Source organism: Nocardioides marinus, from assembly GCF_013408145.1.
Classification (GTDB): domain Bacteria; phylum Actinomycetota; class Actinomycetes; order Propionibacteriales; family Nocardioidaceae; genus Nocardioides; species Nocardioides marinus.
This window is the reverse complement of the sequence record NZ_JACBZI010000001.1, coordinates 3573502-3589694: the sequence shown is the minus strand read 5'-3', so window position 1 is coordinate 3589694 and position 16193 is coordinate 3573502. Positions and strand designations below refer to the sequence as shown.

The 16193-nt window shown below is 73.5% G+C and carries 13 protein-coding genes; 4 read left to right on the top strand and 9 right to left on the bottom strand.

Annotation, left to right across the window (positions count from 1 at the left end; translation table 11 throughout):
* Positions 1–8: 8 nt before the first annotated feature.
* Positions 9–1268, top strand: a complete 1260-nt coding sequence (locus tag BKA05_RS16905; protein WP_179532467.1) for a fatty acid desaturase family protein — start codon at positions 9–11, stop codon at positions 1266–1268.
* A gap of 16 nt (positions 1269–1284) precedes the next feature.
* Here BKA05_RS16905 and BKA05_RS16900 read toward each other — a convergent pair whose 3' ends face one another.
* Complete coding sequence (locus tag BKA05_RS16900; protein WP_179532466.1) at positions 1285–2940, bottom strand: AMP-binding protein; 1656 nt, start codon at positions 2938–2940, stop codon at positions 1285–1287.
* A gap of 4 nt (positions 2941–2944) precedes the next feature.
* Complete coding sequence (locus BKA05_RS16895; protein WP_179532465.1) at positions 2945–3748, bottom strand: PIG-L deacetylase family protein; 804 nt, start codon at positions 3746–3748, stop codon at positions 2945–2947.
* A gap of 92 nt (positions 3749–3840) precedes the next feature.
* On the opposite strand from BKA05_RS16895, the gene BKA05_RS16890 reads away from it, so the two are divergent.
* A complete protein-coding gene (locus BKA05_RS16890) occupies positions 3841–4470 on the top strand; it encodes a PadR family transcriptional regulator (protein ID WP_179532464.1) in 630 nt (209 codons plus the stop codon).
* 55 nt (positions 4471–4525) lie between these two features.
* Here the strand turns inward: BKA05_RS16890 and BKA05_RS16885 are convergent, their stop codons facing one another.
* From BKA05_RS16885 to BKA05_RS16865, 5 genes are read right to left on the bottom strand one after another with little or no spacing between them, the layout of a single operon-like run.
* Complete coding sequence (locus BKA05_RS16885; RefSeq protein ID WP_179532463.1) at positions 4526–5518, bottom strand: oligopeptide/dipeptide ABC transporter ATP-binding protein; 993 nt, start codon at positions 5516–5518, stop codon at positions 4526–4528.
* Positions 5511–6518 (bottom strand): ABC transporter ATP-binding protein, encoded by a 1008-nt coding sequence (locus BKA05_RS16880; protein WP_179532462.1) that lies wholly within the window; start codon positions 6516–6518, stop codon positions 5511–5513. Before BKA05_RS16880 ends, BKA05_RS16885 begins: the two co-directional genes overlap by 8 nt.
* Positions 6515–7405 (bottom strand): ABC transporter permease subunit, encoded by an 891-nt coding sequence (locus BKA05_RS16875; RefSeq protein WP_179532461.1) that lies wholly within the window; start codon positions 7403–7405, stop codon positions 6515–6517. Before BKA05_RS16875 ends, BKA05_RS16880 begins: the two co-directional genes overlap by 4 nt.
* A complete protein-coding gene (locus BKA05_RS16870; RefSeq protein ID WP_343045724.1) occupies positions 7402–8442 on the bottom strand; it encodes an ABC transporter permease in 1041 nt (346 codons plus the stop codon). The genes BKA05_RS16875 and BKA05_RS16870 overlap by 4 nt, the downstream gene beginning before the upstream one ends.
* Positions 8439–10262 carry an ABC transporter substrate-binding protein gene (locus BKA05_RS16865; RefSeq protein ID WP_179532460.1) on the bottom strand — a complete coding sequence of 608 codons (1824 nt, stop codon included), beginning with the start codon at positions 10260–10262 and terminating at the stop codon, positions 8439–8441. The genes BKA05_RS16870 and BKA05_RS16865 overlap by 4 nt, the downstream gene beginning before the upstream one ends.
* A 36-nt stretch (positions 10263–10298) precedes the next feature.
* On the opposite strand from BKA05_RS16865, the gene BKA05_RS20390 reads away from it, so the two are divergent.
* A complete protein-coding gene (locus BKA05_RS20390; protein ID WP_179532459.1) occupies positions 10299–12467 on the top strand; it encodes a prolyl oligopeptidase family serine peptidase in 2169 nt (722 codons plus the stop codon).
* Positions 12464–13795: a M20/M25/M40 family metallo-hydrolase gene (locus tag BKA05_RS16855; protein ID WP_179532458.1), complete on the top strand. Its 1332-nt coding sequence runs from the start codon at positions 12464–12466 to the stop codon at positions 13793–13795. The genes BKA05_RS20390 and BKA05_RS16855 overlap by 4 nt, the downstream gene beginning before the upstream one ends.
* 4 nt (positions 13796–13799) lie before the next feature.
* On the opposite strand, the gene BKA05_RS16850 is transcribed toward BKA05_RS16855, so the two are convergent.
* Complete coding sequence (locus BKA05_RS16850) at positions 13800–15032, bottom strand: MFS transporter (protein ID WP_179532457.1); 1233 nt, start codon at positions 15030–15032, stop codon at positions 13800–13802.
* A 257-nt stretch (positions 15033–15289) separates the two neighbouring features.
* Entirely contained in the window at positions 15290–16183 is an 894-nt protein-coding gene (locus BKA05_RS16845; protein WP_179532456.1) for a GNAT family N-acetyltransferase, read from the bottom strand.
* Between the last annotated feature and the right edge of the window lie 10 nt (positions 16184–16193).

The window sequence follows — 16193 nt, the reverse complement described above, 5'->3', positions numbered from 1 at the left end:
GACCTGCGATGACCACCATCACCCGCAAGCCCGAGAACCCCACCGCCCACCTCACCGAGGCAGACATCGAGCAGATCGGCATCGAGCTGGACGCCATCCGCCAGGACGTCATCGACTCCCGGGGCGAGAAGGACGCGGCCTACATCCGCCGCATCGTCGACGTGCAGCGCCGCCTCGAGCTCGGCTCGCGTGCGGTGCTGCTCGGCTCCGCGCTGCCGCCGCTGTGGGTGCTCGGCACCATCGGCCTGTCGGTCGCGAAGATCCTCGAGAACATGGAGATCGGGCACAACGTCATGCACGGCCAGTGGGACTGGATGCGTGACCCGAAGATCCACTCGACCACCTGGGAGTGGGACAACGCCTCGACCGCCGACGGCTGGAAGCACAGCCACAACCAGATCCACCACACGTACACGAACATCGTCGGCAAGGACAACGACCTCGGCTACGGCATCATGCGCGTCGACGAGGACCAGCGGTGGTACCCCGCCTACCTCGCGCAGCCGCTGTGGAACTTCATCAACGCCTGCTTCTTCGAGTACGGCATCGCTGCCTACGACCTCGAGCTCGGCAAGAACCTCAAGGTGCCGAAGGACAAGCGCAGCGAGGAGTTCAAGCAGAACCTCTCCAAGACGCTGAAGAAGATCCGCAAGCAGGCCACGAAGGACTACGTCGTGCACCCGCTCGTGGCGCTCCCGTTCGGCGGTGCCGTCGGGGCGCTGGCCGGCAACTTCGTCGCCAACGTGGTGCGCAACGTGTGGTCGCACTCGGTGATCATGTGCGGCCACTTCCCCGAGGGCGTGGAGACCTTCGAGAAGAAGGCGATCCCGGACGACGAGACCCGCGGCGAGTGGTACGTCCGCCAGATGCTCGGCTCGGCCAACATCTCCGGCGGCCGGTTCACGCACCTGATGACCGGCAACCTGTCGCACCAGATCGAGCACCACCTCTTCCCCGACCTGCCGTCCAACCGGTACGCCGAGGTCGCCCCCAAGGTGCAGGCGCTGTTCGAGAAGTACGACCTGAACTACCACCAGGCCCCCCTGCCGCAGCAGGTCTACTCGGCCTGGCACAAGGTCGTGCGGCTCTCGCTGCCCAACGACTGGCTGGCCACCACCACCCCGAAGAACCTCCCCGCCCAGCTCAAGACGCTGTGGGCGATGTCGACCAAGGGCCCCAAGGTCCGTCGCGCCGCCCAGGCCCGGCTGACCCAGCTCGCCCGGCGCCAGCAGGCCGAGCGCAGCGAGGCGGCAGCCGCCGCGGCCTGACCCGGGGCGCGTCGGCTCAGGCCAGCCCGAGCCGACGCGCGGACTCCTCGCGCATCTCGACCTTGCGGATCTTGCCGGTGACGGTCATCGGGAACTCCTCGACCACCAGCACGTAGCGCGGCACCTTGTAGTGCGCGAGCCGCCCGGCGCAGAACTCGCGGACGGCCGCGGCGTCCAGGGGCTCGGCTCCCTCGCGCAGCCGGACCCAGGCACAGAGCTCCTCGCCGTACCGCTCGTCGGGGACGCCGACGACCTGGACGTCCTCGACGTCGGGGTGGGAGTAGAGGAACTCCTCGATCTCGCGCGGGTAGATGTTCTCGCCGCCGCGGATGACCATGTCCTTGATGCGACCGACGATGTTGCAGTAGCCGTCCTCGCGCATGACGGCCAGGTCGCCGGTGTGCATCCAGCCCTCGTCGTCGATGGCCTCGGAGGTGCGGTCGGGGTCGTCCCAGTAGCCCAGCATCACCGAGTAGCCGCGGGTGCACAGCTCGCCGGTGGCGCCGCGCGGCAGCGTCTCCCCGGTGCCCGGGTCGACGACCTTGATCTCGACGTGCGGGTGGACCCGGCCGATGGTCTCGGTACGTCGCTCCAGGTCGTCGTCGGCGAGGGTCTGGCAGGACACGGGGCTGGTCTCGGTCATGCCGTAGGCGATGGAGGCCTGCTCCATGTGCATCTCGGAGACGCAGCGCTTCATCACCTCCACCGGGCAGATCGAGCCGGCCATGATGCCCGTGCGCAGCGAGGACAGGTCGCGCTCGGCGAAGCTCGGGTGGTGCTGCATCGCGATGAACATCGTCGGCACGCCGTAGACCGCCGTGCAGCGCTCCTCCTCGATGGTGCGCAGCGTGGTCTCGGGGTCGAAGCCGGGCGCGGGGATGACCATCGTGGCGCCGTGGGTGGTGCACCCGAGGTTGCCCATGACCATCCCGAAGCAGTGGTAGAAGGGCACCGGGATGCACAGTCGGTCGGCGTCGGTGAAGCCGATGGTCTCGGTCACGAAGAAGCCGTTGTTGAGGATGTTGCGGTGGCTGAGCGTGGCGCCCTTGGGGTAGCCGGTCGTGCCGGAGGTGTACTGGATGTTGATGGGGTCCTCCGGGCGCAGCGACGCCGCGCGCTCGGCCAGCTCCTCGTCGCCCACCGTCGTGCCCTGGGCGATCAGCTCGCCCCAGTCGTCGGTGTCGAGCAGGACCACCCGCTCGAGGGTCGGGCACTGGCCGCGGACCTCGGCGACCATCGCCCGGTAGTCGCTGGTCTTGAACGACGACGTCGCCACCAGCATCCGTAGGCCCGACTGGTTGACCGCGTAGGCCAGCTCGTGGGTGCGGTAGGCGGGGTTGACGTTGACCAGCACCACGCCGACCGTGGCGGTGGCGTACTGGGTGATGGTCCACTCCGCGCAGTTGGGCGCCCACACGCCCAGCCGGTCGCCGCGCTGGAGGCCGGCCGCCACCAGCCCTCGGGCCAGGGCGTCGACGTCGCGGGCCAGCTCCGCCCAGGTCCACCGCCGTCCGGTGGCGACCTCGACCAGCGCCTCGGCATCGGGCCGGGCGGCCACGGTCTGCTCGAAGTTCGCGCCGATCGTCTGCTCCAGGAGCGGGACGTCGGTGGGGCCGGCGGCGTAGGAGAGGGAGCCTGCTGGGGAGCCCGAGAGGGGTGTGGTCCGAGTCACGCCGTCACCGTACGACGGTCTCCACCCACCCGGGACGGCGGTGGTCCCACCAGCGACCGCGGGTGCCCCCAGAGCACGTGTCGCGGACGGTGCGCAGCCGGACGGTGTCGAGGAAGTCCGAGGCCAGCTCCTCCGGCAGCCCGTCGTAGGGCGAGTCCTGCGACGCGTGCTCGGCCATCGCCTCGGCCAGCCGGGCACGGTGGGCGGACACGTCGATCGTCGCGGTGACCAGGTCGTCGGGGGTGCCGAGCTCGACGTCCTCGACGGCCAGGTGCTCGCGGTCGGGATGCTCGGCGCGCTGGTGCTCGACCCAGCGGACCATCGAGGACCGGGCCAGGCAGACCAGGTGCACCCGCGGCACACCGGCGGCCGTCGCGGCGGCGACCGCCGCGTCCCGCATCACCTCGTGGTCGCGGTGCCCGTCGCTGGCGTCGAGCGTGACCACCACCTCCGGGCGGACTCGCGCGACGTGTGCCTCCAACTCGGCGGCGAGCGCGTCCGGGTCGAGCGCCGCCAGGGTGCCCGGCTCCGGCTCTCCGCTCATGCCGGAGTCGCGGTGCGCCAGCAGCGTCACCTCGCGTACGCCGAGAACGGCCGCCGCCCGGTGCAGCTCGCGCTCGCGGACGACCCCGAGAGGCTCGTCGCCGGTCCCGCCCTCGCCGGCCTCGCCGCGCGTGGCGCACACGACGTAGGTGTCGGTGCCGGTGGCGGCCGCGTGCAGCAGCAGTCCGCCGCAGCCGAAGGTCTCGTCGTCAGGGTGCGCGACCGCGACCAGCAGGCGGGTGGGGGCTCCGGGGGAGTGGCTCATCGACGGCTCCGATCGCTCCGATCTCGATGCTGCACTCCGCAGTATGCTCGGCCTGACGATGCTGCGCAACGCAGTATGTGTGAAGATGCGGCATGACCACGCGTGAGCCGGCCCGCCCCGTCACCGGCTACGCCGTCCTCGGGCTGCTCTCGCTACGGCCCTGGACGACCTACGAGCTGGCCCAGCAGGTGCGCCGCAGCCTGCACTGGTTCTGGACCCGGGCCGAGCGGCGGATCTACGAGGAGCCCAAGCGCCTGGTGGACCACGGCTGGGTCGAGGCGGTCGAGGGGTGGACGGGCAGGCGGCGGCACACGACCTACGCCATCACCGAGGCCGGGCGGGAGGCGCTGGCGGCCTGGCTCGGAACGCCGGCGCAGGTCCGCACTGTCGAGGACGAGGCGATGCTGCGGGTCTTCTTCGCCGACGGCGGGACGCTCGACCAGCTGCGGGCGCGACTCGACGAGCTGGCGGAGGTGACCCGGGAGCGGCTCGAGGAGCTGGCGACGATGACCGAGCAGCTGCTCGTCGACGGCGGGGCCTTCCCCGACCGGCTGCACCTGCAGGCGCTCGCCCTGCGCCGTCACGTCGACCAGGAGGTCGACACCCTGGCCTGGGCCACGTGGGCTCGTCGACAGACCGAGCGCTGGTCGTCGACGACCGACCCGGTCGGCTGGGACGCGCGCCGCGTGCTGCGCGAGGTGCTCACCGACGCGCGCGGCTGAGGCCGGCTACGGCCTGTCCGATCACGTTGTCCGAGGGTCCAGGCCGGACCCGCGGTCATCGCAGGTGGCAGGCCGCCAGGTGGCCGCGGTCGTCGGGCAGGACCGGCAGCGGGGTGCGGACGCAGTCGTCGGCGACCCCGGCCGCCTGCGCCGTACCGTCGGCGAGGGCGGGGCAGCGGGGGTGGAAACGGCAGCCCGTCGGGATCGCCGTCGGGTCCGGGACCTCCCCGCGCAGCACGACCGGCTCGAGGTTGCGCGACTCGGGCACCACCGAGAGCAGTGCGCGGGTGTAGGGGTGCCGGGGGTCCGCCAGGACCTCCTCGGTGGGACCGCACTCCACGACTCGGCCGAGGTACATCACCGCGATCCGGTCCGCGATGTTCCATGCCAGCCCGAGGTCGTGGGTGACGACCAGCACCCCGAGGCCGCGGCTCTCGCGCAGCCGCAGCAGCAGCGAGAGCACCTCGCCGCGGATCGAGGCGTCCAGCGCCGAGACCGGCTCGTCGGCGACCAGCAGCCGCGGCTGCAACGCCAGCGCGCCCGCGATGAGCACCCGCTGCCGCTGCCCGCCGGACAGCTCGTGCGGGTAGCGGAGGAACAGCTGCTCCGGCGGGCGCAGGCCGGCCGCGGCCAGCGCCTCGGCGACCAGCTCGTGCTCCGGGCGCCCGGCGGCCCGCGGCACGTCGTGCAGCCGCAGGCCCTCGGCGACCGAGTCGTAGACCGTGTGCCGGGGGTTCAACGCCCCGGCGGGGTCCTGCAGCACCATCTGCACCTCGCGACGCAGCGGACGCAGGGCCTTGGCCCCCCGTCCGATCGGCGTGCCGTCGAGCAGCACCTCCCCGCTGGTCGGCTGCTGCAGCCCGACCAACGTGCGTGCGAGCGTGGTCTTGCCCGACCCGGACTCGCCGACCAGCGCGAGGATCTCCCCGGAGCGCAGCGACAGGTCGGCACCGTCCAGCGCCACCGAGCGAGCCCCGGAGCGGCCCCCCGCGCGGGTGCGGAACTCCACGCTTACCCCCCGGGCCTCCAGGGTGCGGGACTCAGTCACGGGGCGCTCCTTCCAGCTTCAGGCAGGCGGCCAGGCGTCCCGGCCGGTGCTCGACGAGCCCGGGGTCCTGCGCCCGGCAGTCGTCGTCGGCCAACGGGCAGCGCGGCGCGAACGAGCAGCCCGGTGGCACGTCGCGTGGGTCCGGCGGGTCGCCGGGCAGACCCGCGGGCGCGTAGCGGGAGGCCGGGTCGCCGATCCGCGGGAACGCCGCGCACAGCGCGCGGGCGTAGGGGTGCAGCGCGGCCGCCACCACGTCGGCGGCGGGCCCCTGCTCGACGATGCGGCCGGCGTACATCACCGCGATCTCGTCGCACAGGTCGGCGAGCACCGAGAGGTCGTGGCTGATGACCACCATCCCGACGTCGAGGTCGCGGGTCAGCCGGCTCAGCAGGGCCAGCACCTGCGCCTGCACCATGACGTCCAGGGCGGTGGTGGGCTCGTCGGCCACCACCAGGTCGGGGCGGCAGGCCAGTGCCATCGCGATCATGACGCGCTGCCGCTGCCCGCCCGAGAGCTGGTGGGGGTACGCCGAGGCCCGCGAGGCCGGGAGGCCGACCTGCTCGAGCAGCTCGGCGACCCGCGCGCGCACCTCGGCCGCCGGGACCGAGGGCTCGTGCAGCGTGATCGGCTCGGCGATCTGGTCGCCGATGCGGTGCACCGGGTTGAGGGAGTGCAGGGCGCCCTGGAAGACGATGGAGGCCCCCGCCCAGCGCACCGCGCGCAGGTCGCCCCACCGCATGGTCAGCACGTCGCGCCCCTGCAGCAGCACTTCGCCCTCGACCACGGCGCTGGCCGGTTGCAGCCGCAGGACGGTGCTGGCGAGCGTCGACTTGCCGCAGCCGGACTCACCGGCGATGCCGAGGACCCGGCCGCGACGCACCTGAAGGTCGACCCCGCGCACGGCGCGGGCAGGAGCACCGCCCCCACCCGCGGGCCCGGTCGAGCGGTAGGTGACGTGCAGGTCGCGCAGCTGCAGCAGCGGCGTCTCGGGGGCGCTCATGGCTGCCTCAACCGGGGGTCGAGGACCGACTCGAGCGCCTGGCCCACCAGCGTGAACGCCAGCACGACCAGCGCCACGCACACCCCGGGCGGGACGATGAACCACCACGAGCCGGTCGTGATCGCGCCGACCCGGAAGGCGTCCTGGAGCATCGACCCCCAGCTGACCCGGGTCGGGTCGCCCAGCCCGAGGAAGGCCAGGGTCGTCTCGGCCAGGATCGCCAGCGCGACCGTCAGCGCCGTGTTGGCGAAGACCAGCGGGGCCACGTTGGGCAGCACGTGCCGGCGCAGCAGGTGGCCGTGACCGGCGCCCAGGCCGCGGGCCCGGTCCAGGAAGCCGCGCTCCTTGATCGACAGCGTCTGGCTGCGCACCAGCAGGGCGGTGCTGGTCCACGAGGTGACGCCGATGACCAGCGCGATGTTCAGCAGGGAGCGTCCCAGCACGCTGGCCAGCACGATCGCCAGCGGCAGGAACGGCAGCACCAGGAACCACTCGGTGAGGCGGAACAGGATGCCCCCCGGCCACCCCCCGAAGTAGCCCGACAGCAGACCGACCAGGGTGCCGATCACCATCGAGATGACCGTGGCCAGCAGCCCCACCAGCAGGCTCACCCGGGCGCCCCAGACCAGCAGGGTCAGGACCGAGCGCCCGTTGTCGTCGGTGCCGAGCCAGAACTCGCCCGACGGCGCCTCGAGCACGCCGCCCTGGGCGCGGGTCACCGAGAGCCCGTCGGCGTCGGCCAGCACCGGCGCGAGGAGGGCGATCAGCACGAAGCCGAGCAGGACGGCCGCACCGACCAGGCCCGCGCGCTGCTGGCGGAACTCCGCCCAGCCCGCCGACCACGCGGCCCGCCGGCGCTGCCGGGCCACGGCCACCGTGGCGCTCACGTGCGCACCCGCGGGTCCAGCACGCCGTAGAGCAGGTTGGCGGCGAGGTTGGCCAGGATCACGCAGGTCGCGGCGACCAGGAAGGTGCCCTGCAGGACCCAGAAGTCCGGGATCTCCAGGGCCTCGGTGGCCAGCAGGCCCAGCCCCGGGATCGAGAAGACCGTCTCGACGGTGATCGCCCCCGCGACCACGAAGCCGAAGTTGAGGGCCACGACGGTCGTCGTCGGCAGCAGCGCGTTGGGGACGGCGTGGCGGTCACGCACCGCGGCGTCGCGCAGGCCCTTGGCGCGTGCGGTGACCAGGTAGTCGCTGCGCACCTCCTCCAGCAACGAGCTGCGCATCACCAGGGCGTAGTCGGCGAGGTAGGCCAGCGTCAGCGTCAGCACCGGCAGGGCGAGGTGGTGGGCGGTGTCGGCGACCCCGGCCAGGCTCCACGGGTCCGCGTCGACCGAGTGCAGCCCGCCGGTGGGGAAGAGGCCGGGCAGGGGCCCGGGCCCGACCGCCAGGGTGGCGATGAGCAGCAGGCCCAGCCACCACTCCGGCATGGAGTAGAGCGTCAGCGAGGTGCTGGTGGAGAACCGGTCGAACGCCCTGCCGCGCGCCCAGGCGGCACGGACCCCGATCCAGATGCCGATGAGGGCCGCGAGCACCGTCGAGCTCCCCACCAGCAGCAGCGTCGGGCCGATCCGGTCGAGGATGAGCTCGGAGACGGGCACCCGGTAGCGCAGCGAGATGCCCAGGTCGCCCGAGAGCGTGGTGGTCAGGTAGGTCCAGAACTGCTGCGGCAGCGGCTGGTCGAGCCCGTAGGTGGCGTTGAAGTCCTCGACCTGCTCCGCGGTGGTGAAGCGGCCACGGCCCAGGGTCCGGGCGGGGTCGCCCGGGAGCACCCGGAAGAGGAAGAAGTTGACGACCAGCACGAACCCGAGGCTGGCCAGCGCGCCCAGCCCCTTCGTGGCGGCGTACCCGGCGTAGCCCCCGCCGAGGCGCCGCCGGGTGGGGGCGAGCGCGGCGACCTCGGGGCCGGCGGTCAGCGTCACTCCCGGTCCTCGACGCTGCCCCGCCGACGCAGTGCGACCACCACCCCGGCAGCGATGAGGACGACGAGCGCACCGCCGCCGACCAGCGCGCCGGTCCCGAGCCCCTCGGAGGTCTCGGCGTCGGCGGCGCGCGTGGCGGTGGTCCGTCCGTCGCAGTCGTCCGCCTCGGCGGCCGGTCGCAGGGAGCGGTAGGAGTGCGTGCCGAGCTGGAAGAGCCAGGCACCCGAGGGCGCGGGCTGGTTGAGCAGGCAGGCGAAGCGGTCGCTGCGCACGGCCTGGCCGGTGGTGTTGTAGGCGGTCACGATGTACGGCGCGTCCTCGAAGAGGATCTGCTGCATCTGCTGGATCTGCCCGGCGCGCGCCGCGGCGTCGAGCTCGGAGCCCTGCTGCTCGAAGAGGGCGTCGTACTCCTCGTCGCAGTACCAGGAGTCCGACCACCCGCCCCGCTGGTCGCAGGTCATGTAGCTGAGCATCGACGTCGGGTCCGCGTCGACGAACCAGCCCCACTCGAAGGCGTCGAACTCGCCGGCGAGGATCACGTCGGTGAGCTTGGAGGACTCCACGGTGGTGACCTCGGACACGATGCCCAGGTCGGCGAGCCACTCGGCGAAGTAGGCCATCACGTCGGTGGAGGTGGAGGAGTCGGCGCGGGCGAAGAGCCGCAGTGTGCCGAGCGGCGAGCCGTCGGGCAGGGTGCGCAGCCCGTCGGCCCCCACGGTGTAGCCCGCCTCGTCGAGCAGGGCCGCGGCGCGCTCGGGGTCGTGGGCGAGGTCCTCGGCCGGAGGCTCCCAGTGGAAGGTGGGGTAGCCCGGCGGGATGATGGTCGAGCCCGTGCGGCCGGCGCCCTGGTAGACGGTGTCGACGAGCTGCTGGCGGTCGACCGCGAGGCTGAGGGCGAAGCGGAACGCCGGGTCGAGCACCGCGGGGTTGGCATCGCCGATCGGCTCACCGGTGTCCAGGTCCACGGACCCTGCGTTGAACGAGATCTCGTCGAAGCCCGGGGTGTCGGCGTTCTGGGCCGTCACGCCGGCGCGCCCCTCCAGCGCCTTGACCTGCAGCGCCGAGATGCCCTCCACGTAGTCGACCTCGCCCTTGATGAGCGCCTGGACCGCCGGGTCCTCGCTCTTGAACACGCGGAAGACCAGCTCGTCGACGTGCGGGGCCCCCTTCCAGTAGTCGTCGTTGGCCTCGAAGCGGTACGTCGAGCCGCCCGCCGTGCCCTCGACCAGCCGGAAGGGACCGGAGCCCACCACCGGCCGGCCGTCGGCCGGCTCGGCCGCGAAGGAGCGCATCTCCTCGTCGGTGATGTCGCCCCACACGTGCTCGGGCAGGATCGGGATCGGCAGCATCGGGAGCACGCTGTTGGGCCGCTCCAGGGTCAGGACCACCGTGGTGGGGTCGGTGGCCTCGACCGCGGTCACGCCCGAGAGCCAGGAGCGCCAGGTGGCCGAGCCGGGACCCCGGTCGATGACCTCGCCGTAGGTGTAGGCGACGTCCTCGGCGTCCAGCACCTCGCCGTCGGACCAGGTGACGTCGTCGCGCAGGGTGAAGGTCCACTCCAGGCCGTCCTCGCTGGTCTCCCAGGAGGTGGCCAGGGCGGGGCCCACGCTGAGGTCGTCGACGTCGAAGTCGATGAGGTAGTCGTAGGTCAGCGCCCACATCTCGTAGGACTCGACCTCGATGCCGAGGAACGGGTTGAAGCTGTCGACCTCGTTGAGCATCGCGACGGTGAAGCGCACCGGGTCCTCGCCGCCGGCCGCGGCCGGTGTCGTGGCCAGCCCGGTGGCCAGCGGGGCCAGCAGGGCGGCGCCGCAGGCCACTCCCGCGAGGGCCCTGCGCGTCGTACCTTTCAGTCCGTGAGCCAGCCGACCGACGCCCCGCTCGCCCCGCCCACGGCGGCGGCGCGTGTCATCACCCGCACCGAGCACGGCGTCGTGAGGCCCGACCCGTACGCCTGGCTGGCGGAGACCGACTCCGAGGCCGTGCTGGCCCACCTGAGGGCCGAACGGGCCTACTACGACGCTGCGTCTGCGCATCTGCACTCCCTGGTGGAGGACCTGGCCTCCGAGATGACCTCGCGGGTGCCGGTGGAGGAACGGTCACCGGAGTGGAGCCGTCGACGGTTTTCCTACTACATCGAGCACCGTGCCGGTAGTGAGTACGGCGCGATTCGACGCAGAATCCGCGCCGAACAGCCATATTCTGAGACGATTTCCGTTGTAGATCCAGATTTTACCTACGGTTTACGCACAACGGGGCAGGCCGACAGCGGTCCGGCCCCCGACGAGACCGTGCTCGACCTGGACGCCCTCGACGCCGGCACCGGCCACCTCGAGGTCGGCCTGACGCTGGTCAGCCCCGACGAGGACCTGCTGGCCTACTCCGTCGACACCGACGGGGACGAGGTCTACGCCCTGGCCTTCCGCGACCTGCGCACCGGGCAGGACCTGCCCGAACGGGTCGCGCGCAGCTACTACGGCGGCGCCTGGAGCGCCGACTCGCGGCAGTTCTTCTACACCGTCCACGACGCCGCCTACCGGCCCCACCAGGTCTGGCGCCACGCCATCGGCACGCCCGTCGAGCAGGACGTCCTGGTGCTGGAGGAGCCCGACGAGTCCTTCGCCCTGCACCTGCGCGGCACCCGCAGCGGCGACCTGGTCGTGATCCTCGCCGAGAGCCGCAGCACCAGCGAGACCTGGGTCGTCGACGCGCACGACCCGCAGCAGCCGCCCCGCTCGGTCGGCGGGCGCCGGCACGGGGTGGGCTACCGCGTCGAGCACGCGCCCGGCCCGCACGGCGGTGAGCTGCTGGTGCTGACCGACGACGGCGCGCAGGAGCTGCGGCTGGTCCGGGCCCCGGTGCCCGGCCCCGAGGGCGCCGACCACACGACGTGGTCGCCCGTGCGCGAGGAGGACCCCGCCGAGCGGCTGGAGCGGCTCGACGTGGTCGGCGGGCACGCCGTGCTGAGCGTGCGTCGCGAGGCCGAGCACCGGCTGCGCGTCCTGCCCCTGGACGACCTCGCCGGCGAGGGCGTGCTGGTCTCCAGCCGCTTCCCCTGCGGAGCGGTGCACCTGGCACGCAGCACCGACCCCGACGCCGACCACGTGATCGTGGTCGACCGGGCGCACCTGCAGCCCGCGGTGTGGTCGAGGGTGGACCTGGCCACGGGCCGGCTCACCGACGTGCACCACCAGCACGCCCCGGGCCTCGACCCCACGGCCTACGTGACCGAGCGGCACCGGGTCACCTCGACCGGCGGGGCCTCGGTCCCGATCACCGTCGTACGCCGCCGGGAGACGCCGCTCGACGGCACCGCCCCGGCGCTGCTGTGGGCCTACGGCGCCTACGAGTACACCTTCGAGCCGGAGTTCGACCCGGCGCTGCCGAGCCTGCTGGACCGCGGGGTCGTCTTCGCGCACGTGCACGTGCGCGGCGGCGGGGAGGGCGGTCGACGCTGGTGGCTCGACGGGAGGCTGGAGCACAAGCAGCACACCTTCGACGACCTGCTGGCCGCGGCCGACGGGCTCGACGGGCTGGTCGACGGCACCCGGCTGGCGACCCGCGGCCTCAGCGCGGGCGGGCTGCTGCAGGGCGCGGTGCTCAGCCAGCGTCCCGAGCGGTGGCGGGCGGTCGTGGCCGAGGTGCCCTTCGTCGACGTCGTCACGACCATGCTCGACGCGAGCATCCCGTTGACCGTCAACGAGTGGGAGGAGTGGGGCGACCCGCGTCGGCCCGAGGAGCACGCCTGGATGCTGGCCTACTCGCCCTACGACAACCTGCCGGCGGCGGGCTCGCGCCCCGACCTCCTGGTCACCGGGGCCCTGCACGACCCCCGCGTGATGGTGCACGAGCCGGCCAAGTGGGTGGCAGCGCTGCGGGCCGGCGACCCGGAGTGGGGCGCGCGGTGCGTGTTCCGCTGCGAGACCGGCGCGGGGGCGCACAGCGGCCCGTCGGGCCGGCACGCGCACCTGCACTACGAGGCCGAGGTCCTCGCGTGGGTCCTGGACCGGGTGGGTGCCCGGTGAGCGGCCTGCTCGAGGAGGTGCTCGACCTGACCCGGGCCCTGATCCGGCTCGACACCAGCAACGCCCCCGAGGCGGCACTGGGCCGCTACCCCGGCCAGGAGACCCCCGCGGCCGAGCTGTTGCGCGACTACCTCACCGACCACGGCGTCGAGTGCGAGCTGGTCGCCCGCGACCCGCGCCGGGCCAACCTCGTGGCCCGCATCCCCGGCAGTGGGGAGGCCCCCTCGCTGGCCTTCGTCGGGCACACCGACGTGGTGCCCGCCGATCCCCGGGACTGGACCCACCCGCCCTTCGAGGCCCGCGTCGACGACGACGGCTGGCTGTGGGGTCGTGGCGCCGTCGACATGAAGGGCGAGGTCGCCGGCCGGGCCGTCGCCATGGCGCGGCTGGCCCGCGAGGGCTTCCGCCCGCGGGGTGACCTGTGGCTGCTGGCGGTCGCCGACGAGGAGGACGGGATGTACGACGTCGGGATGCGCTGGCTGCTCGAGCAGCGCCCCGACATCCGCCCGGCGTACGCCGTCAACGAGGGCGGCGGTGAGCGGATGCGCCTGGTCGACGGTCGTGAGGTGGTCGTCCTCGGCGTGGGCGAGAAGGGCACCTTCCCCGTGCGCGTCAGCGCCGTCGGCGAGGCCGGCCACGCCTCGACCCCCACCATCGGCGACAACGCCGTGCCGCACCTGGGAGAGGTGCTGCGACGCATCGGGAGGGGCATGCCGGCACCCGAGCGCTCACCCCTGGTCGACCGGACGCTGGAGGTCCTGCTCGGTGCGGTGCCCGAGGACCTGGTGGACGGCCTGGCCCGCGCCGCGCGGATGCAGCCGCTGCTGCACGACGTGCTGCCCGCGCTGGTCGGCACCACGATGGCGCCGACGATGGTCGGCGGCTCGAGCAAGCGCAACGTGATGCCCGCACGGGCCTGGGTCGAGCTCGACTGCCGGATCCTGCCCGGCACCACCGAGGCCGACGTGGAGCGGGCGGTGCGCGAGCGCCTGGGCAGCGACCTGCGCTACGAGCTCGACTTCCCCGAGCACCTCGTGGCGGGCAGCAGCTCCCCGGAGGTCTCGGCCCTGGTCGAGGCGATCGAGGCGGTGCAGCGCGAGCACGGGGAGACCGCCACGCTGCTGCCGCTGCTCGGCACCGGCTTCACCGACTCGGTCTACCTGCGGGCGGGCGCCGGCACCACGGCGTACGGCTTCAACCCCTACCGGGCGACGTCGGCGGAGGTCTATGCCGCCGGGTTCCACAACGCCGACGAGCGGATCCACGTCGACGACCTCGTGCACTCGGTGCGGTTCCACGAGGACCTCGCCCGGCAGATGCTGGGCTGACCGGTCAGGCCACGGCCGGCTCCCGCGCGGGGCCGGCCGGGGCGGCCAGCCGACGCTGCGAGAGCGCGAGAAGCGCGGTGGCGGCCACGGTGGTCGTCACCGTGACCGCGAAGGCGCCGGTGTGACTGCCGGTGGCGTCGGCCAGCCGGCCGGCGACCGAGGCGCCCAGCGCGTAGCCGATGCCGGTCGCGCTCGCGAGGACGGTCATCGCGGCGCCGACCCGGGTGGGCGGCACGACCCGCTCGCCGAGGGTGAAGACCGCGATCATGTACGGCGCGACCGCGCAGCCCAGCGCCAGCACCGCCAGCGTCACGGTGAGCAGCGAGCCGACCAGCAGCAGCGGCGTGGAGAGCACGAGCAGCGCGACGGCGGCGCCGAGGGCGCGGCGCTCGTACCCAATTCGCGCCGGCAGGTACGCCGTCGCCAGCCCGGCCACGGCGCTCCCGACGCCCAGCGTGGCGTGGACGAAGCCGGCCGCGCCCGGGTTTCCGGCCGCGGTGGCCAGGACCGTCGCCCCGGTCTGGGTCGCCCCGAAGAGCACCCCGATGCACAGCTGGGCCAGCGCCAGCACGACCAGCGCGGCCGAAAGCAGCCGCTCGGCACCGCCGAGGTGGGCGTGGGTGAGGGCGTAGGCGTGCGTGCGCACGGCGGAGTGGTCCAGGGCGAAGGCGGTGCCGAAGACCGCGAGCAGCCCGGCGGCCGCGAGCAGCGCGCCGCCGGGGTCGATGGCGACCGCGAGCAGGCCGACGAGCGCGGGACCGAGGGCGAAGGAGGCCTCGTCGGCGGCGCCCTCGTAGGCGAAGGCGGCGTCGACGAGCCGGGGCTGGTCCTCGCGGCCGTGGGTCAGCGGCCGCCAGCGCACCCGCGCCAGCGGGCCGACCTGGGGCATGGCCAGTCCCGCCAGCGCGGCGATGAGGACGGTGGTGGCCGTCGAGCCGCCGACCTGGGCGACGAGCGCGACCAGGCCGGTCGCGCCCAGCAGGGACTGCACGAGCACGACCGGCCGCTGGCCGACGCGGTCCGCGAGGGCGCCGGCGACCGGGGCGCCGAGGGCGTTGGCGACGGCGAGGGCGCCCGCGGCCAGGCCGCCGAGGCCGTAGCTGCCGGTGGCGGTGGAGACGAGCAGCAGCGCGCCGAGCTGGCTCATGGCCAGCGGCAGGCGGCCGAGGAAGGCGACGAGGACGTAGCCGGCGCCGGCGAGGTCGAAGAGTCGCTTGTAGGAGGCGAGGGGGCTCACAGGGGGTCCTTGGGTGCGGTCAGTGCCGCGCCGTACCCACCACCAAGTGCGCGTGTGACCCTGTGCTTCTTCGATTGTGCGGCCATGCTACGTGGGCCCCGGGCGTGCTGCCGCATCCCCGGGTTGCGACGTCCCGCCGGTCGAGGTGCGAGCGGCGCGAGCCTCGAGACCCTCGCGCCCCGGCGAGCGGAGGGTCTGTCGTGAACCCCTCTCACGGCACGCCCTCCGGTCCGGCCGTCCCGTGGTGGTCGCCCTTCTCAGACGTCCAGCCGCACCCGGTGGCTGCCGACCTGCCGTACGTAGCCGAGCTCCGCGTTGACCCTGCGGATGCCGTGGTTGTGCTCCTCGTTCTCGGTGCTCGCCTGCCGGGCGCCGGCGGCCGCGGCGACCGCGTGCGCCGTGCCCTTCACCGCGACGGCCAGGCCGCGGCCGCGGAACCTCGGGTCCACGCCGGTGTAGAAGACGTGGAACACGCCGTCGGCGACCAGCCCCGCGCAGAGAGCGGCAGGGGCGCCGTCGACCCGGGCGAGGAGCCCGATCGCCGCATCGCCGGACCCCATGCCGGAGGCCAGCTGCTCCAGGGTCCGCACCGAGCCACGCTTCGCCTCGGGGTTGGTCTGGCTGACCCGGAGCACCTCCTCCACGCAGTCCTGGTCGGCGAACCTGAGGCCGGGCGACTCCTCGAACGTGACACCGGCAAGCGCGGGCAGCGGCCTGAGGTCGGTCAGGTCGAGCACGGAGCGGATCGAGAGCTGCTCGGGCTCGAACCCCCAGCGGCGTACGGCGGGCAGCGCGTCGTCGCAGTCGTCGTCGCACTCCCCGCGCACCTGCGTCGTCCCGTCCGGCAGGGAGCTGGTCAGGGCCCGGTGCAGCGCCGTTCCCACTCCGCGACGTGCGTGCTCCGGGCGCACCGCGACGTGCTCGGTGGCCCATCCGACGGTGTTGCCGGTGCCCTGCCCGAGCCAGCCGACGCCGATGAGCCGGCCCTCCTCGCGCACCCCCAGGAGTCGCAGGCCCGGCCAGTAGTCCCGGTCGATCAGGTGCCACTCGACGTACGCCGGCTCCGCGTGCCGGGACCGCGAGGTGACGACGTCGACGACCTCGGCGCGCACGGCCGGGTCGTCCCGGTCCAGGCCCACCGGATGCCCCATCCGCTCAGCG